The 18,047-nt window shown below is 67.5% G+C and carries 17 protein-coding genes; 5 read left to right on the top strand and 12 right to left on the bottom strand.

The window, feature by feature from the left end:
* The first annotated feature begins 6 nt into the window (after positions 1-6).
* Positions 7-939 (top strand): methyltransferase, encoded by a 933-nt coding sequence (locus ACOFKW_RS10600; protein WP_419814121.1) that lies wholly within the window; start codon positions 7-9, stop codon positions 937-939.
* On the opposite strand, the gene ftsH is transcribed toward ACOFKW_RS10600, so the two are convergent.
* The 4 genes from ftsH to ACOFKW_RS10580 form a co-directional block, all read right to left on the bottom strand.
* Positions 936-2,879 carry an ATP-dependent zinc metalloprotease FtsH gene (gene ftsH / locus ACOFKW_RS10595; RefSeq protein WP_419814120.1) on the bottom strand — a complete coding sequence of 648 codons (1,944 nt, stop codon included), beginning with the start codon at positions 2,877-2,879 and terminating at the stop codon, positions 936-938. The genes ACOFKW_RS10600 and ftsH overlap by 4 nt on opposite strands.
* 66 nt (positions 2,880-2,945) lie before the next feature.
* A complete protein-coding gene (tilS, locus tag ACOFKW_RS10590; RefSeq protein ID WP_419814119.1) occupies positions 2,946-3,911 on the bottom strand; it encodes a tRNA lysidine(34) synthetase TilS in 966 nt (321 codons plus the stop codon).
* Positions 3,899-4,786 (bottom strand): tetratricopeptide repeat protein, encoded by an 888-nt coding sequence (locus tag ACOFKW_RS10585; protein ID WP_419814118.1) that lies wholly within the window; start codon positions 4,784-4,786, stop codon positions 3,899-3,901. The genes tilS and ACOFKW_RS10585 overlap by 13 nt, the downstream gene beginning before the upstream one ends.
* A complete protein-coding gene (locus tag ACOFKW_RS10580) occupies positions 4,783-5,664 on the bottom strand; it encodes a helix-turn-helix domain-containing protein (RefSeq protein ID WP_419814117.1) in 882 nt (293 codons plus the stop codon). The genes ACOFKW_RS10585 and ACOFKW_RS10580 overlap by 4 nt, the downstream gene beginning before the upstream one ends.
* A gap of 262 nt (positions 5,665-5,926) precedes the next feature.
* Between ACOFKW_RS10580 and typA the strand changes: the two genes are divergently transcribed.
* The 4 genes from typA (at position 5,927) to ACOFKW_RS10560 (ending at position 8,923) form a co-directional block, all read left to right on the top strand.
* Positions 5,927-7,765 carry a translational GTPase TypA gene (typA, locus tag ACOFKW_RS10575; protein WP_419814116.1) on the top strand — a complete coding sequence of 613 codons (1,839 nt, stop codon included), beginning with the start codon at positions 5,927-5,929 and terminating at the stop codon, positions 7,763-7,765.
* Between the two features lie 162 nt (positions 7,766-7,927).
* Positions 7,928-8,281, top strand: a complete 354-nt coding sequence (locus ACOFKW_RS10570; protein WP_419814115.1) for a hypothetical protein — start codon at positions 7,928-7,930, stop codon at positions 8,279-8,281.
* Positions 8,281-8,445 (top strand): YqaE/Pmp3 family membrane protein, encoded by a 165-nt coding sequence (locus tag ACOFKW_RS10565; protein ID WP_419814114.1) that lies wholly within the window; start codon positions 8,281-8,283, stop codon positions 8,443-8,445. The genes ACOFKW_RS10570 and ACOFKW_RS10565 overlap by 1 nt, the downstream gene beginning before the upstream one ends.
* Positions 8,446-8,461: 16 nt before the next feature.
* The gene (locus ACOFKW_RS10560; RefSeq protein WP_419814113.1) at positions 8,462-8,923 is read left to right on the top strand and encodes a nucleoside deaminase; all 462 of its coding nucleotides are present in this window, start codon (positions 8,462-8,464) and stop codon (positions 8,921-8,923) included.
* Positions 8,924-9,061: 138 nt separating this feature from the next.
* Here the strand turns inward: ACOFKW_RS10560 and cysN are convergent, their stop codons facing one another.
* From cysN to panB, 8 genes are all read right to left on the bottom strand, one after another.
* On the bottom strand, positions 9,062-10,972 hold the full coding sequence (gene cysN, locus ACOFKW_RS10555; RefSeq protein WP_419814112.1) for a sulfate adenylyltransferase subunit CysN: 1,911 nt from the start codon (positions 10,970-10,972) through the stop codon (positions 9,062-9,064).
* Positions 10,972-11,868 carry a sulfate adenylyltransferase subunit CysD gene (cysD, locus tag ACOFKW_RS10550; RefSeq protein WP_419814111.1) on the bottom strand — a complete coding sequence of 299 codons (897 nt, stop codon included), beginning with the start codon at positions 11,866-11,868 and terminating at the stop codon, positions 10,972-10,974. Before cysD ends, cysN begins: the two co-directional genes overlap by 1 nt.
* 76 nt (positions 11,869-11,944) lie before the next feature.
* Entirely contained in the window at positions 11,945-12,862 is a 918-nt protein-coding gene (locus ACOFKW_RS10545) for an SMP-30/gluconolactonase/LRE family protein (protein WP_419814110.1), read from the bottom strand.
* Positions 12,863-12,881: 19 nt separating this feature from the next.
* Entirely contained in the window at positions 12,882-13,526 is a 645-nt protein-coding gene (gene maiA / locus ACOFKW_RS10540) for a maleylacetoacetate isomerase (protein ID WP_419814109.1), read from the bottom strand.
* Positions 13,527-13,573: 47 nt separating this feature from the next.
* Positions 13,574-14,962 carry a ribosome biogenesis GTPase Der gene (der, locus tag ACOFKW_RS10535; protein ID WP_419814108.1) on the bottom strand — a complete coding sequence of 463 codons (1,389 nt, stop codon included), beginning with the start codon at positions 14,960-14,962 and terminating at the stop codon, positions 13,574-13,576.
* A gap of 27 nt (positions 14,963-14,989) precedes the next feature.
* Entirely contained in the window at positions 14,990-16,306 is a 1,317-nt protein-coding gene (locus ACOFKW_RS10530) for a PQQ-binding-like beta-propeller repeat protein (protein ID WP_419814107.1), read from the bottom strand.
* 3 nt (positions 16,307-16,309) lie between these two features.
* A complete protein-coding gene (locus ACOFKW_RS10525) occupies positions 16,310-17,065 on the bottom strand; it encodes a tetratricopeptide repeat protein (RefSeq protein ID WP_419814106.1) in 756 nt (251 codons plus the stop codon).
* Positions 17,066-17,154: 89 nt separating this feature from the next.
* Positions 17,155-18,021, bottom strand: a complete 867-nt coding sequence (panB, locus tag ACOFKW_RS10520; RefSeq protein ID WP_419814105.1) for a 3-methyl-2-oxobutanoate hydroxymethyltransferase — start codon at positions 18,019-18,021, stop codon at positions 17,155-17,157.
* Between the last annotated feature and the right edge of the window lie 26 nt (positions 18,022-18,047).

The following is an 18,047-nucleotide window of genomic DNA, read 5'->3' as shown; positions in this document are numbered from 1 at the left end:
CGTGGCATGACCAATGATCGCCGCGACGATGCCTTGCTGGAGCTGCTCCGCACCCTCGACGGGCTCGGCTTCGACTTCGTCCCGCCGACACCGGCGACGCACGCGCGTGTGTTTGCCAGGAGCGAGACAGGCACAGGCCTGCGCGACCTGCTCGGCTGGAGCCGCGTCGTACCGCCCGACACCCTTGATGCCCCGATCAGGAAGTTGCTGGAGGATGCTCGGGTGGTCGAAGCGCTGCCGAATGGGTGGCGCAGCTCCATACGCGTCGCCCGTCTGCGTGGCCGACTGTTCCTGCACTCCGCCTATCCGACCGAGGCTGGCGACGCAGTGTTTTTCGGACCCGACAGCTACCGGTTCGCTGAGTTCATCGTCGCAGAGCTCGCCCGCGACTCACTTTGCAGGAACGTCGTCGATGTCGGCACCGGCAGCGGAGTAGGGCTGATCGTGGCCGCCTCGCTGGCGCAACCGGCGCGGCTGGCGATGACCGATATCAACCCGGCCGCATTACGGCTGGCGCGGATAAATGCGCGTCATGCCGGGCTGGAGGTCGAAGCGCTGCACGGCTGCAGCCTTGCCGGCTTCGATGCGCCGATCGACCTGGCGCTGGCCAATCCGCCCTTCATCATCGATGCAGGGGACCGCGCCTACCGGCATGGCGGCGGCATGCTGGGCGCGCAGGTCGCTGTCGACATGGCCCGCACGATCGCCGAGCGCCTGAACCACAACGGTCGACTGTTGCTCTATACAGGAAGTGCGATCGTCGACGGCCGTGACGGCTTGCAGGCTGAACTCGCCAAGGTCATCGCCGAGGCCGACTGCACGATGCGCTACCTGCAACTCGACCCCGACGTATTCGGCGAGGAGCTCGACCTGCCTGCGTACCGTGACGCAGAGGTCGAGCGCATCGCCATCGTCGGCGCTGTGATTACGCGCCGCTAGACCTGCGGCGCCGGCTCGCCAAAGCCGCCACGGCGGCCCGTCTTCGGGATTGCCGAAACGCCGCTGGTGACGGCAGCACCGAGCAGGCCGACCGCCGCGCCACGGTCGATCGTCTCTCCCGCCATGACCCGCTTGATCTCGTCGCCGGTCAGAGTCTCGAGTTCGAGGAGTGCGGCCGCGACGCGGTGCAGCTGGTCGATGTTGTCGGCCAGCACCTGCTTGGCGCGCTCGTAACCCGACAGGACGATCGCCTTGACCTCCGCGTCGATCATCCGCGAGGTTTCCTCGCTGACGTTCTGGGTGCGCGTCACACTATGGCCGAGGAACACTTCCTCCTGGTTTTCGCCGTACTTGAGCGGCCCGAGCTTGTCGGACATGCCCCATTGCGTGACCATGTTCTTGGCCAGGTCGGTCGAGTAGCTGATGTCCGACGACGCGCCCGACGATACCTTGTCGTAGCCGAAGATCAGTTCCTCGGCGACCCGGCCGCCCATCGAGACGCTGAGGTTCGCGTACATCTTGTCGCGATGGTAGCTGTACTGGTCGCGCTCCGGCAGCCGCATGACGAGGCCGAGAGCCCGTCCGCGCGGAATGATCGTCGCCTTGTGGATCGGATCAGATGCAGCCTCGTGGCACGAGACAACGGCATGGCCGGCCTCATGGTACGCGGTCATCTTCTTCTCATCCTCGGTCATGACCATCGAGCGACGCTCGGTGCCCATCATCACGCGGTCCTTGGCGTCCTCGAACTCGGCCATCGCGACCAGACGCTTGGCACGACGCGCCGCCAGCAGGGCAGCCTCGTTGACAAGGTTGGCGAGATCGGCACCCGAGAAGCCCGGCGTGCCGCGAGCGATGACGCGCGGATTGACGTCGGGTGCCAGCGGAACCTTGCGCATGTGAACGGCGAGAATCTTCTCGCGGCCTTCGATATCCGGACGACCGACGACGACCTGGCGATCGAAACGGCCCGGACGCAGCAGGGCCGGATCGAGAACGTCGGGGCGGTTGGTCGCGGCGACGATGATGATACCCTCGTTGGCATCGAAGCCGTCCATCTCGACCAGCAACTGGTTCAGCGTCTGCTCGCGCTCGTCGTTACCGCCACCGAGGCCCGCGCCACGGCTACGACCGACGGCGTCGATCTCGTCGATGAAGATGATGCAGGGCGCCGACTTCTTGGCCTGCTCGAACATGTCGCGGACACGGCTGGCGCCGACGCCGACGAACATCTCGACGAAGTCCGAACCGGAGATGTTGAAGAACGGTACGTTGGCCTCGCCGGCGATGGCGCGAGCCAGCAGCGTCTTGCCGGTTCCCGGAGGCCCGACGAGCAACGCGCCCTTGGGGATCTTGCCGCCGAGGCGATTGAACTTTTGCGGGTCCTTGAGGAACTCGACGATCTCCTGAAGCTCTTCGCGAGCCTCGTCGATGCCGGCGACATCCTCGAAGGTGACACGGCCTTCCTTCGGGACCAGCAGCTTGGCGCGCGACTTGCCGAAGCCCATCGCACCGCGGCCGGAGCCGTTCTGCATCTGGCGCATGACGAAGATCCAGATGCCGATCATCAGGACGAACGGCAGCATCGAGATCAGCAGCTGAGCGAGGAACCCACGGGTTTCCTCGGGCTTGGCGTCGAAACGGACGCCCTTCTCACGCAGCTTGGTGATCAAGGTCGGATCGCCCATCGGCGGGATGGTTGTGCGGAAGCTTTCGTCGCTCGCCGACTTGCCCTGAATGTCCAGACCGCGAAACTCGACCGACTTGACGCCGCCCTCGTCGACCTTGGACAGGAAGTCCGAATAGGCCACCGACGAGCCGGTTGCAGTCGTCGCTGGACCCTGGATGACGTTCACTACGACGACGAGCGCCAGCAGGATCGCAGCCCAAAGGCCAAGACTCTTTATCCAGGGGTTGGGCGGGCGCTTAGGGTCGGCCATGCGGGTAAGCCTTTGACAGGAACAGAACGGTTATAGCCTAAATAGGCGAGATATGCGCGCGCGCAATCAGCGCAGATGGTTATTCTGCCGCCCGGCGACGCGGCGAAAGGTCCATCTATCGCCTCCGCGGCCCTGGATGCCGGCTAACGTACAGGTTCCACCAGCCTGAAGAACGGCAATCATCCGCGTAACTTGCGGCCCGTCCGGGTTTGCCTCGAACGACTCGAGAGCCCGGTGGACCAGCCGCCGCACCAGCTCGACAGGCAACTCCGCGACATCCACCGCCACGTCATCCGCCAAGGTCTGGACCCTGCTGTCCCAGGCGAGGCCGGCGGCCCAGTCGAGCGCCGCCTCGGCATCTCGAAGATTGGCAGCGCTCGACGCTAGCCGCTCCGGCGATAGCCATGGGGTATCGGCCAACAGCGTCCGCGCCTGCGTTCGGTCGTAGTGCGGATCATCGTTCGACGGGTCGTCCACCGGATCGAGACCGGCAGACGCGACGACTGCCGCCAGTTCGGCGCGGCGCTTGCCGAGCAGAGGGCGCAGCAATGTCACACCCTGCCCCAGATCGCGGCGCGGCCGAATACCGGAGAGCCCGGCGCTCCCGCTACCCCGCGCGAGCCGCATCAGCAGCGTCTCCGCTGCATCGTCGGCATGATGCCCGGTCGCCAACCAACCGATGCCGCGAACCGAGCACCAGTCGCGCATCAGTGCATAGCGGGCCTCCCGCGCTCCCGCCTGACGGTTCGCGAGCGGCTTGTCCCCGCGCCATAGCAGCGTCGCATGCGGGATGCCGCGCGCCGTACAGATGTCCGCGACCATCGCCGCCTCGCCAGGGGAGGCGTCGCGCAACCCGTGATCGACGGTCACCGCCTGCAACCGACAACCGAAAGCCGCATGCGCGAGCAATAACAGGGCCAGGCTGTCGGGGCCGCCGGATACCGCCACGGCAAGGACCTCGTCATCACGCAGCGGTCGACCGATCAACGCCGCTACGTTACTTGCAAGGTCGTCCCGGCTCAGCCCGTGCACTTCGCCGTCGTTCGCGCCTTGGCCGCCTGCGCCTTCAAGGCCGGCGTCAGCTTCGCCGCATAGACCGCATCGAGCTCGTTCAAGGAGCGGCATGCCTGCTGCGGCTTCTTCAGGTCGATCAGCGCCTGCGACAGGCCCAACAGGCTATCCGGGGCCCGCGTGCCCTTGGGAAACTTCTGATAGCCATCGAGATAGGCCTTGGCGGCCTGGGCGGGCTGGTCCTGCGCCGCATAGGTCTTGCCCAGCCAATATTGGGCGTCCGAGGCGCGCGTCGACTTGGGATTGGCGGCAATGAAGTCCTGCAGCGCCGGCTCGGCCTCGTCGTAGTTCTTGGCGATCACCAGCGCATAAGCGGCGCGCCATTGCGCTTCGGGCGTTGCGGGCGCGGTGTCGGGCTTTGTGGCGGCAGGCTTGGGCGCGGGTGCCGGGCCGTCGGTCGCCTCGGGCGGCGCGGCACCGCCGGGAACCGCTGCGACGGGGGACTTGCCGCCGCCCTCGATCGTGGTCAGGCGGAACTCGGTGTCGGCGCGGAACTTGGTCTGGGCTTCCTCCAGCAGGCGCAGGCGGTTCTGCTGCGCCTCGACCTGCCCGGTCAGGGTGCGAAGCTGCGTCTCGATCTCGCCGACGCGAGTGGTCAGGTCGGCAAGCGGCGCCAGCGCAGGCGAGCCGACGGTCTCGGGCGGCGCCGCCTGCGCCGGTGCGATCTCGGGCTCGAAGTAACGCGCATCGCCACCGGGGAAGACCTTGCGCTGAACCGCGCGCATCTCGGATTCGAGCTTGCCGACGCGCTTGCCAAGCACCGGATCGCTGTCCTGAGCGAGAGCGGGCGTGACGATCAACAGTGTCGCGGTAGTTGCAAGCAGGAAACGGATCATGGGGCTCCGGTGGCGGTGGCGGGACGCGGTGCAATGCGGGCAAGCAGGTCGCTCGGCGTCAGGCTGACATTACGGACCGTCTCTACCGGGCCACCGAGGGACGGGATGACACGGCCGTTGACGGTAATCTTCAGGGCACCGGCGCGACCGGTCCACAGGCGCAATCCAGGGGTCGCGGGCAAGTCGTAGGTCTGCCCCTTGGTGATGACGCCGGTGTGGACGGTGACCGGGCGACCGGTTTCGGCGCTGACGGCGAAGATGCGGACCCAGGCGTCCTCGTTGGCGGTGATGGCGACGCCGGAACCCGGGCCGGCCGGTACCGGTGTCGTCACCACGTCGCTCGCCGGCTCGGTCGGCACGGGTACCGGTACCGAAGCCGCGGTGCCGGCGTTCGCGGTCTCGGTGACCGGCGGCGTGACCGTGGCTTCGCTGGCAGCCGGAACGGCGGTAGCAGTCTGGCTTTCGGGACGCGCATCGAACCAGCCCGAACCATAGGCGGTCAGCCCGCCGAGCAGCAGCACCAGCAGGACGACACTCGCCATCACCAGCCCGCGCGACGGCAGGCGGCGCTCGTCGAGCGGCTCGAGCTGTGCCTGGGCGGGAACATGCGCGGTCTTCGAAGTCTCGGCACGGAAACGCGCCCCGGCGACCTCGCCGTCGAGACCGACGGCGCGGGCAAAGCTTTTCACGAAGCCGACGGAATAGGGCAGCGCCGGCAGGCTGTCGTGCGCATCGGCCTCGATGGCGCGGAGGTGCCGCAACGGCACGCGCGTCTCCCGGGCGATGTCATCGAGTTCGCGGCCCGCGGCGACACGCGCCGCGGCCAATGTCGCGCCGAGGCGGTCGGGCAGCGGGGCCCGCTCTGTGATCTGGCTCAATTCGACCGGGTCCTTCAATTCCACGCGATTACGCCCTTCGGCCCCCATGTCGCTGACCCAAAGCTGTTCTTTGCCGGCACGGACGAGACGCCGCACCGTCGCTTGACCGCCGATGCAAGTCAACGGTGTCCAGCGCGGTCCCGTACCGTTCTGCCGAACGTGATCGGCCGGTTCAATGGCCCACAACGCGCATCGCCCTTGTTGCGACGCACAATTACGGCTATGGCCGCGCCTCAATCCACTGTCACGAAAGTTTCCCCGCATGCGCTTGCGCAACATTGCGATCATCGCGCACGTCGATCATGGCAAGACCACGCTCGTCGATCAGCTCTTCCGCCAGTCCGGCACGTTCCGAGACAATCAGCGCGTCGCCGAGCGTGCGATGGATTCGAACGACCTCGAAAAAGAGCGTGGCATCACCATTCTCGCCAAGTGCACGTCGATCGAGTGGACCGACAAGACCAGCGACGTCACCACCCACATCAACATCGTCGACACCCCGGGCCACGCCGACTTCGGTGGCGAGGTCGAGCGCATCCTGTCGATGGTCGACGGTGTCGTGCTGCTGGTCGACGCCGCTGAGGGCCCGATGCCACAGACCAAGTTCGTCACCGGCAAGGCGCTGGCGCTGGGTCTCCGCCCGATCGTCGTCGTCAACAAGATCGACCGCCAGGACGCTCGTGCGCAGGAAGTGCTGGACGAGGTCTTCGACCTGTTCGTCAACCTCGAGGCGAACGATGCGCAGCTCGATTTCCCGGTGATCTTCGCCTCCGGTCGCAACGGCTATGCCGGGCGCGACTCCGAGGTTCGCTCCGGCGACCTGACGCCGCTGTTCGAGACCATCGTCTCGCATGTCCCGCCGCCTGCCGCCGACGTCGACGGCGAGTTCAAGATGCTGGTGTCGCTGCTCGACCGCGATAACTTCGTCGGCCGCATCCTGACCGGTCGCATCCTTTCGGGGACGCTCAAGCTCAACACCCAGATCCGTGCGCTCCGCCCCGACGGCACCATCGCCGAGGAAGGCCGCGCCTCCAAGATCTTCGCCTTCCGCGGTCTCGAGCGGGTCCCGGTCGACGAGGCCCATGCCGGCGACATCATCGCGCTGGCCGGTTTCAGCAAGGCGACCGTCGCCGATACCATCGCCGACATCTCGGTCACCGAGCCGCTGCATGCCCAGCCGATCGATCCGCCGACGCTGTCGATGACCTTTGCGGTCAATGATTCGCCTTACGCCGGTCGCGATGGCTCCAAGGTCACCAGCCGGATGATCTTCGACCGCCTGGTTCGCGAAGCCGAGGGCAATGTCGCGGTCAAGATCACCGAGAGCGCGTCCAAGGATGCTTTCGAAGTCGCCGGTCGCGGCGAGCTTCAGCTCGGCGTGCTGATCGAGACGATGCGCCGCGAAGGCTTCGAGCTGTCGATTTCGCGTCCGCGGGTCATCTACGGCACCGACGACCACGGCAAGCGCACCGAGCCCTACGAGACCGTCGTCATCGACGTCGACGAGCAGTATTCGGGCACGGTCGTCGAGAAGATGGCGGGCCGCAAGGCCGAGATGACCGACATGCGTCCATCGGGCGGCGGCAAGACCCGCCTGACCTTCACCGCACCGGCACGCGGCCTGATCGGCTATCACGGCGAGTTCCTGTCGGACACCCGCGGCACCGGCATCATGAACCGCCTGTTCGACAAGTACGGCCCCTACAAGGGTCCGGTGTCGGGTCGCGGCAACGGCGTGCTGATCTCGACCGAGACCGGCGAGGCCGTCGGCTACGCGCTCGGCTATCTGCAGCCGCGCGGCACGCTGATGATCGAGCCGGGCGAGGCGGTCTACCAGGGCATGGTCATCGGCGAGAACGCCCGTGACGAGGACCTCGAGGTCAACCCGCTCAAGTCGAAGGCGCTGACCAACTTCCGCGCCAGCGGCAAGGACGATGCGATCCAGCTCAGCCCGCCCAAGCGCCTGACGCTGGAGCAGGCGATCGCCTATATCGACGAGGACGAGCTGGTCGAGGTGACGCCGAACTTCATCCGGCTGCGCAAGATCCACCTCGAGCCCAACGAGCGCAAGCGCGCCTCGCGGGCGAAGAACGCCGCCTAGGCAATCGCCTGGCGGACGAAAGCGGCCTCGCACCCGAGACGGTGCGAGGCCTTTTTCATGCGCATTTCCAAAAATCGATTTGGGCAGGCAACATTCCTTTCGGCTGAGCAACTTTTATCCGGATCGGCAGTTATTCGCGCATCAACAAGGTGGAGTGAGTACATGGCCGAATACGAAACTACGCGTACCGATGCAGCCGGGCGTCCTGTCGTCGATCGCACCGTCGTTCGCGACGAGCCGGTCTATGTCGAGCGTCGCCGGGGCGGCATGGGCTGGCTCGTCGCCCTGCTCATCATCGTCGCGCTGGTCGTCGCCGCGTTCGCGTTCGGCCTGATCGACATCGGCCAGACCAGCAAGGGCTCGCTGCCCGACGTCAAGGTCGAGACCAGCGGCGGTTCGCTGCCCAAGTTCGACGTCAACACCGCCGACGTCAATGTCGGCACCAAGAAGACCACCGTCGAAGTCCCGACGGTCGACGTGACGCCGGCGAAGGACGCGCCGAACAAGACCAACTGATGCCGATCCTGCTGATCATCGCATCGATCCTGCTGCCGCCGCTGGGAGTCTTCCTGGCGCGCGGCATCGGGACCGACTTCTGGATCAACGTCGTACTGACTTTGCTCGGCTGGTTGCCGGGCGTCATCCACGCTCTGTGGGTGGTCTTGTCGAAGGCACGCTGATACGGCGGGGGCAGCAATGTCCCCGCCCTTCCCCGCTTCCCCCGGCATGGCGCAAGCGCTGGCCGAGGCCCGCGCCGCCGCCGAGCGTGGCGAAGTCCCCGTCGGCGCCACCATCCTGGCCCCCGGCGGCAAAATCGTCGCCAGCGCCGGCAACCGCACCCGCGAACTCTCCGATCCGACCGCGCACGCCGAGATCTTGGCGATCCGGGCCGCCTGTGCCGCACTGGGCAGCGAGCGCCTGATCGGGCACACGCTGTTCGTCACGCTGGAGCCCTGCCCGATGTGCGCTGCCGCCATCGGCTTCGCCCGCATCGCCAAGCTCTACTACGGCGCTCCCGATCCCAAGGGCGGCGGTGTCGACCACGGTCCGCGCATCTACACCCTGCCGACGTGCCACCACGCGCCCGATGTCTATGGCGGCATCGGCGAAGTCGCGTCCGCCACGCTGCTCAGGGAATTTTTCTCTGCCCGCCGATAACAGACGGTCCGAGAGCCTCCCGAAGATGAATAAGGTTACGAAGGTTACACGGACGCGGCCTGTTTCGGAGTCCCAGACCTAAAAAGGTTCAGCCCTGCGATATTCTTGTACCATAAAGGTACATGCTAGTCAAGTGCTTCAGTCGGCGCTGTCGATCAGATACTCGACGATCAGGTCCGCCGCAGCCCCGGGGCTCAACGCCAGCGTGTCGATCCTCAGCTCCGGCGCCTCGGGTGCTTCGTAGGGACTGTCGATCCCGGTGAAGTTCGCCAATTCCCCGGCCCGCGCCTTGGCATACAGCCCCTTCACGTCCCGCGCCTCGGCGTCGGCGAGCGGCGTATCGACATGGATCTCGATGAACTCGCCCGGCGCCATCATCGCCCGCACCATGTCGCGCTCGGCGCGGAACGGCGAGATGAAGGCGGTGATGACGATCAGCCCGGCATCGGTCATCAGCCGCGCCACTTCGCCGACGCGACGGATGTTCTCGACCCGGTCGGCATCGGTGAAGCCAAGGTCGCGGTTCAACCCGTGCCGGACATTGTCGCCGTCGAGCAGGAAGGTGTGCCGGTTCATCCGGTGCAGGCGCTTCTCGACGAGGTTGGCGATCGTCGACTTGCCCGCGCCCGACAGCCCGGTGAACCACAGCACCGCCGGCTTCTGGTTCTTCAGCGCGGCGAGTTGGGCACGGTCGACGTCGGTCGCCTGGCGGTGGATGTTCTGCGACCGGCGCAGCGCGAAATTGATCATCCCCGCCGCCACGGTGGCATTGGTCTCGCGGTCAATCAGGATGAAGCCGCCCAGCGTCCGGCTGTCGGCATAGGGCTCGAACACCAGCCCCACGTCGGTCGCCAGCGTCGCCACGCCGATGGCGTTCAGCTCCAGCGTCTTGGCCGCCAGATGCTCGCCGGTGTTGACGTTGAGCGCATATTTCGGCGGCTGCACCGTTGCCGTCACCACCTGCGCGCCGAGCTTGAGCAGGTAGCCCCGCCCCGGCAGCAGCGGCGTCTCGTCCATCCACACCAAAGTCGCCTCGAACTGGTCGGCGACCTGCGGCGGGGAGGCGGATGCGGCGATGACGTTGCCGCGCGAGCAATCGACCTCGTCGGCCAGCGTCAGCGTCACCGACTGGCCAGCGACCGCTCGTGGCAGGTCGCCGTTGGCGGTGACGATCTGCGCGACGCTGGTGATCCGCCCCGACGGCAGGATGCGCACGGCGTCACCCGGCACGACCGTCCCTGCGTCGATCATCCCGGCAAAGCCGCGGAAGTCGAGGTTCGGGCGGTTGACCCATTGCACGCTCATCCGGAACGGCTTGGCCGCCTCGGCATCGACGTCGAGCGGCACCGTCTCCAGATGCTCGATCAGTGTCGGGCCGGTGTACCAGGACGTCGCCTCCGACCGCGCCGCGATGTTGTCGCCACCAAGCCCGGAGATCGGGATGGCGACGAAGTCCGCGATGCCGATGCTGGTCGCGAAGGCGCGGTAGTCGGCGACGATCTCGTCGAAGCGCGCCTGGTCATGGCCGACCAAGTCGATCTTGTTGACCGCCAGCACGATGTTGCGGATGCCGAGCAGGTGGGCGATCCAGCTGTGCCGCCGCGTCTGGGTCAGAACGCCCTTGCGCGCGTCGATCAGCACCACCGCCAAGTCGGCGGTCGAGGCGCCAGTGACCATGTTGCGGGTGTATTGCTCATGCCCCGGCGTGTCGGCGACGATGAACTTGCGCCGGTCAGTCGAGAAGAACCGGTAGGCGACGTCGATGGTGATGCCCTGCTCGCGCTCGGCGGCCAGTCCGTCGACCAGCAGCGCGAAGTCGATCGACTGGCCCTGCGTGCCGACGCGCTTCGAATCGGCCTCCAGCGCGTCGAGCTGGTCGGCGAAGATCGCCTTGGTGTCGTACAGCAGCCGCCCGATCAGCGTCGACTTGCCGTCGTCGACCGATCCGCAGGTGATGAAGCGCAGCAGCGACTTGGCACGGTGGCGCTCCAGATAGCCGCCGATGTCGCCGGCGATGTCCGCGGCGGGCTCGTAAGCATGGTCCGCCATCAGAAATAGCCCTCGCGCTTCTTCAGCTCCATGCTGGCGGAGGCGTCGCGGTCGATCGCCCGGCCCTGCCGCTCGGATGTGGTGGTCAGCAGCATCTCGCGGATCACGTCGGGAAGCGTCGTCGCGTCGCTCTCGACCGCGCCGGTCAGCGGGTAGCAGCCCAAAGTCCGGAAGCGCACCGAGCGCATTTCAGGCACCCGGCCGTTCAGCGGAAAGCGCTCGTCGTCGACCATGACCAGCATGCCGTCCTGCTCGACGACCGGGCGGTCGGCGGCGAAGTACAGGTCGACGATGTCGATCTTTTCGGCGGCGATGTACTGCCAGACGTCGAGCTCGGTCCAGTTCGACAGCGGGAAGACGCGGATGCTCTCGCCCGGGTGCTTGCGGGCATTGTAGAGGCGCCACAATTCGGGGCGCTGCGCCTTGGGGTCCCAGCCGTGGCTGGCGGAGCGGAAGCTGAAGATGCGCTCCTTGGCGCGGCTCTTCTCCTCGTCGCGGCGGGCACCGCCAAAGGCGACGTCGAACTTGTAATGGTCGAGCGCCTGCTTCAGCCCCTGCGTCTTCCACAGGTCGGTATGCACCGCCGAGCCGTGATCGAACGGGTTGATGCCGCGCGCCACCGCATCGGGGTTCTTCCAGACCAGCAGCTTCATGCCCGCCGCGTCGGCCGCCTTTTCGCGCAGGTCGTACATCGCGCGGAATTTCCAGCTGGTGTCGACGTGGAGCAGCGGGAACGGCGGCGGCGCCGGATAGAACGCCTTCTTCGCCAGGTGCAGCATCACGGCGGAATCCTTGCCGATCGAGTACAGCATCACCGGGTTCTCGGCCTCGGCGACGGTCTCGCGCAGGATGTGAATGGCCTCGGCTTCGAGCCGGTCGAGGTGGGTCAGCGTCATCCGGCGTCGTGTCGATCATTTCGCCGTGGTTGACCAGCAACCAAGCGGATGCTGCCCGAAAGCTCCGCTTTGCGGCTCAACAGTAATGCGCCAGCCGCAGGCCCGGACGCGGCCAGCGGCAGCGCGCCAGCTTGCCGGTCGAGGACAGCGTCACCCAGGCGTCCATCATGTCGCCGCCGCCGAAGCAGATGTTGGTGGTCAGCAGGTCGGGGAAGTCGAAGAACGCCTGCGCGCCGGTGGCCGGGTCGATCGAGCAGACGCCGGGATGCTCGACCAGCGTCGCCTGGGCGATGTTGCCGTCCGCCTCGATCGCCAGGCTGTCGAGCAGCACGCGGCCGGGAAAGCTGGTCACCACCCGGCCGGGCAGCGCGGGCAGCGGCGACGGCGCGACGCTGCCGGGGCCGGTGATGTCGAACGCCAGCACCAGCCGCTCCTGCGTGTGCGCGGCATAGACGGTGCGGCCATCGGGCGACAGGCCGACGCCGTTGAGGTTCGGACCACGGACGGCGCAGGTGATGCGGGAGCCGTCGGCGCGGGCATGGAACAGCCCACCGTGGCTGGTGTGCGCATGGAAATGCTTGCCGAGGTCGGTGAACCAGAAGCCGCCATCCGCGTCGAAGACGATGTCGTTCGGCCCTGACAGCGCAACGCCGTCACACTCAGCGTACAATCGCTCGACCGTGCCGGTGCGCAGGTCGACGCGCTCGATCCGTCCGGTGGCATAATCGGCCGCGGCGCCGCCGGGCAGCGTCATGCCGCCCATCTCGCTCCATTCGAAGCCGCCGTTGTTGCACAGGTACAGCGCGCCATCGGGGCCGATCGCGGCACCGTTTGGGCCGCCGCCGGGCGTGGCGATGACTTCGGTACGGCCGTCCGGGTGGATACGGGTCAGTCGCCCCGCCTTGATCTCGACGACGATGATCGAGCCGTCCTCGCACCACACCGGGCCTTCGGGAAACTGCAGCCCCTCGGCGACGATGGTGTGTGGATGCACGGCGCTTCTCCCCCCGCCGTTATTGATCCGCCCCCGGCTGGCGTTCCGGACGCGCTTGCTGGAAGGCCTTGAGGCCGTTCAGCCGCTTGTCGATGTTACCCAGCTTGGGGAAGCGCGCAACATCGGCCTGCAAGCGGCGGGCATTGTACATCTGCGGCACCAGGCAGACGTCGGCGAGCGTCACCTGCGCGCCGAACAGGAACGGGCCGGGCGAGCCTTCCGCGATCTCCTCCAGCGCCGACAGGCCAAGCTCGATCCAGTGCCGGCCCCAGGTGTCGATCGCCTCCTGCTCCTGTCCCAGTTCGCTCTTCAGATACTTGAGGACGCGGAGGTTGTTGATCGGATGGACGTCGGCGACGATGGTCAGCGCGGCGGCCCGGATGCGCGCCCGGGCGGTCGCGTCGCCGGGCAGCAGCGACGGCTCGGGATGCGTTTCCTCCAGCCATTCGATGATCGCGAGGCTCTGGTTGATCGCCACGTCGCCGTCGATCAGCAGCGGCACCAGCCCCTGCGGGTTGAGCATGGTGAAGCCGACGCCGGACTGCGCGCCGCTGCGCAGGTCGACCGGCTTGGCGGTGTAATCCAGCCCCTTGATCGCCAGCGCGATCCGCACCCGATACGACGCCGACGAGCGCCAATAATCGTAGAGCACCCGGTCGTTCATGCCTGCACCACTCTCTGGCTTCACTGAATGCTGTCCCGCTCGTCGCGTCAGTCGAAGGGGTTCTTGCTGCCGCGGAAGGTCAGGCGGATCGGCACGCCCTCGAAGCCGAGTTCGTCGCGCAGGCCATTGACGAGGTAGCGGCGATAGCTCTCGGGCAGCTCGTCGGTGCGGTTGCCGAAGACCACGAAGGTCGGCGGGCGGCTCGCGACCTGGGTGACGTAGCGCAGCTTGATGCGGCGGCCCTTGGGGGCCGGCGGCGGGTTGCGGTCGATGGTCGCCTCGAACCAGCGGTTGAGACCGGAGGTCGGGACGCGCCGGCTCCACGCATCACGCGCCTCGAACGCGACCTTCATCAGCACGTCGAGGCCGCGCCCGGTCTGGCCGGAGACGGTGAGCAGCGGCACGCCCTTGATCTGCGCCAGTCCCTCGTCCAGCGCCTTGCGGACGCCCTGGAACAGCTTCGACTGGTCGGCGGCGACGTCCCATTTGTTGAGCGCGATGATCAGGCCGCGCCCCTCGCTGATCACCAGGTCGGCGATGCGCAGGTCCTGCGACTCCAGGCCCAGCGTCGCGTCGAGCAGCAGCACCACGACCTCGGCGAAGTCGACGGCGTGCTTGGTGTCGACGGCGGACATGCGCTCCAGCTTGTCGACGACCTTGGCGCGCTTACGCAGGCCGGCGGTGTCGACCAGCCGGACGTCGCGGCCATTGTATTCCCAGTCGATGGCGATCGAATCGCGGGTGATCCCCGCCTCGGGACCGACGACCAGCCGGTCCTCGCCGAGCAGCTTGTTGATCAGCGTCGACTTGCCGGCGTTCGGGCGGCCGACGATGGCGAGCTTCAGCGGCTCTGCATAGCGGCGGGCGGCCTCGGCCTCCTCGCTCTCGTCGGGGTCGGTGTCCTCGGGCACGACGTTCGCCGCGATGATCGGGTCGAGGATCGGCATCAGCGCTTCGTACAGGTCGGCGAGGCCCTCGCCGTGCTCGGCGGAGATCTGGATCGGCTCGCCGTAGCCCAGTTCGTAGCTTTCGGCGACGCCGCCCTCGGCAGCGCGCCCTTCCGCCTTGTTGGCGACCAGCAGGACCTTCATGTTGTGACCGCGCAGCCACTGGCCGAAATGCCGGTCGAGCGGCGTCACGCCGGCGCGGGCGTCGAAGACCAGCAGCGCGACATCGGCATGGCCGAGCGCGGCATCGGTCTGGGCGCGCATCCGGCCCGCCAGGCTGGCGGCGTCGGCATCCTCGAAGCCAGCGGTGTCGACGATGGTGAAGTCGAGGTCGAACAGCGACGCCGCGCCCTCGCGACGGTCGCGGGTGACGCCGGGCGTGTCGTCGACCAGGGCCAGGCGGCGGCCGACGAGGCGGTTGAACAGGGTGGACTTGCCGACGTTCGGGCGACCGACGATGACGACTATTGGTTTGATCGGGGTGGACATGCGGGGCCTCTTACAGCCCCTTGGCCTTTAACGATACGCTGTTAGCTTGCCGTCGTCGGTGAGCAGGTACACCGTCTTGCCCGCGACCACCGGCGGCAGGAAGGCCGCGGCCTTGAGCTTGACCGTCGAGATCGGCTTGCCGGTATACGGCGACAGGGTCACCAGCTCGCGGTTGGAGCCCGAGACGAGCAGCCGGTCGGAGGCCAGCACCGGGCCCGACCATTCGACCGCGCCGGTCTTTTTCTTGATGTTGGTGTAGCGCTGCAGCCGCTGGACCCATTTGATCTTGCCGTCGCCGCGCGTCATGCAGACGACCTCGCCGTCCAGCGTCACGGCATAGACGAAATCGCCGACGACCCAGGGCGTCGAGGTGCCGGCGAAGTTGCGCTCCCACACCCGCTGCCCGGTCGACAGCTCGATCGCCGCCATGCGGCCGCCGTGGCCGATGGCGAACACCCGGCCGCGATCGATGACCGGCGAGGCGTCGATGTCGGTCAGCGCGTTGAGCGCCGTCGTCCGCCCGCTGCGCGCCAGGGCGTCGGCCCAGACCGTGCGGCCGTTCTCGGCGCGCAACGCGTTGAGCTCGCCGCTGGAGTAACCGACGACCAGCGTGTCCTGCGCGAACGCCGGTGCCGCGGTCCCGAGCAGGCCGGCGACCTCGACGGTGCCGGCGACGTTCCATACGGTCTCGCCCTTGTCGGCGCTGAGCGCGTACAACTGGTTGTCCTGGGTCAGCGCATAGATGCGGCCGTTGGCGACCGTCGGCGCGCCGCGGAACGGCGTACCCAGCGTCTTGCGCCAGATTTCCGCGCCGGTCTTGGCGTCGAACGCCGCGGCGATGCCGAAGCCGCTGATGACATAGACGCGGCCATCGCCGGCGCTGACGCCGCCACCGAAGGCGGCGTGCTGCTCCTGCCCCTTGACCGTCATCGCCGCCGACCAGCCGGCGGCACCGGTGGTGGCATCGAACGAGCGGACGGTGCCCGTCGTGTCGACCGCATAGACCATGCCGCCGAACACGATCGGCGCGGCGTTGAGGCGAACCGTCGAGGAACTGCCCTTGCCGATGCTGACGCTCCACGCCTGGCTCAGCGTGTCGCCGACCGCGAGATGCCCCATCGCCTTTGACGGCGAGCCGCCGGGCTGGGCCCAGTCGGCGTTGACCTCGGGCGGCGGCAGCGTCACCTTGAGGTCGGCGAGTTCGCCCTCGGCCTCGACCTTGGTCTCGAAATCCAGCACCGGCACGCGCTCGCCGACGGTGGTCGGCTTGACCTTGGTCTTGAAGACGCCGCACGACGCCAGTGCGAGCACCAGCGGCACCGCGACCCAATTTGCCTTACGCATGATCTACTTCGCTCCAGGCGTGGCGGCAGCGGGAGCTGCGGCAGGGGGCGCCGCCGGAGTGGCGGCAGCCGTGGCAGGAGCCGGTGTCGTGACGCCCTGCCCGATCGTCGCGGCAAGCTGCTGGGCGCGGTTGCGCAGGGTCGGCGGCACGCTGATGTCGGCGGCGATCCCGGCGAGCAGCGGCGCTGCCAGCGGTGCCTTGTTGTCGCGCAGATAAGCGATCGCCCGCATCTCGCCGGCGACGCCGAACCACGGATTGCCCGGCACGCTCAACGGCTTCATCCGCTCGACGATGGCGGCGGGCGTCAGTGTGTCGAACTCGAGGCGGGTCGCCTTGATCGTCGCCAGGTCGCGGAACGGCTGCGGCTCCGACGTGTCGGCGGCGATCGCATTGTACAGCGTCACGGCCTTGCCATTGTCGCCGGCCTGGACCGCGTTTGCCGCCTGCATCAGTCGGGCCAGCGTCGCATAGCCACCGGTCTTGCCGGCCGCGAGCTTGTCGAGGATCGGCACCGCGTCGGGCGTGTTGCCGGTTTCCAGCTTGGTCAGCGCCAGGTTGAACTGCTCGCCGTCGATCCCGGCCTCGCGCGCCTGCTCCGATTTCCACCACAGCCAACCACCCAGCGCGATCAGCAGGACGGCGACGCCGATGACCAGCCAACGGCCATAACGGCGCCAGAAGCTGGACAGTTGATCGCGCCGGTATTCCTCGTCGACTTCGCGGATGAAGGAATCGTCAGTATCGCCAGTGTTGGCCAATTGGGTCGCTCCGAGGCATGTGTAGGTGCGTTTGCGCGGCGGACCATAGCCATGACCGTCGTTTCGCGCAAAACATAAGGCGGGGTCGATTAACCCGCGGCAACGGGGGCGTAGAGCTCGGCCTCCGCCGGGAAGCTGCGGTCGCGAACCGCCGCCGCATAGGCCGCCGCCGCGGTGTCGATGCGCCCGGCAAAGTCGTCGAACCGGCGGACGAAGCGCGCCGTGCGCTCGAACATCCCGAGCATGTCGTCGACCACCAGCACCTGCCCGTCACAGGCCGGCGAGGCGCCGATGCCGATGGTCAGGCAGTCGACGCTCGACGTGATCGCCCGGCCCAGCGGCTCGACGACGCCCTCGACGACGATTGCGAAGGCTCCGGCCCGCGCGATCGCCTGCGCGTCGTCGACGATCTTCGCATATTCCGCCTGGCTCTTGCCGCGCGCGCCATAGCCGCCCAGCACGTTGACCGCCTGGGGCGTCAGGCCGACATGGCCGATCACCGGAATGCCGCGCTCGACCAGGAAAGCGACGGTCGGCGCCATCGCCACCCCGCCCTCCAGCTTGACCCCGGCCGCGCCGGTCTCGGCCATGACGCGCGAGGCCGAGTGGAACGCCTGCTCCGGGCTCGCCTCATAGCTGCCGAACGGCATGTCGACGATCACCACCGCATGATAGGAGCCGCGCACCACCGCCGCGCCGTGCGCGCACATCATGTCGAGCGTCACCTTGACCGTGGTGTCGAGCCCATAGATCACCTGCCCCAGGCTGTCGCCGACCAGCAGCAGGTCGCAGTGCCGGTCGAGCAACTGCGCCATCCGCGCCGTATAGGCAGTCAGCATGACCACCGGCTCGCCGCCCTTGCGCCTGGCGATCATCGGCACCGTCAGCCGCTTCATCGGCGCCGGCGTCGGTGTCGCGCGGCTGGTCGAGGTGTCGAGGGTGAAGGTCGTGGACATGGTGCCGCTCATGCCACAGCGGGCGG

It is taken from the genome of Glacieibacterium sp., from assembly GCF_965200405.1.
Lineage (GTDB): Bacteria > Pseudomonadota > Alphaproteobacteria > Sphingomonadales > Sphingomonadaceae > Glacieibacterium.
Note: the sequence above shows the minus strand (reverse complement) of the source record. Positions and strands in the feature narration are given on the sequence as shown.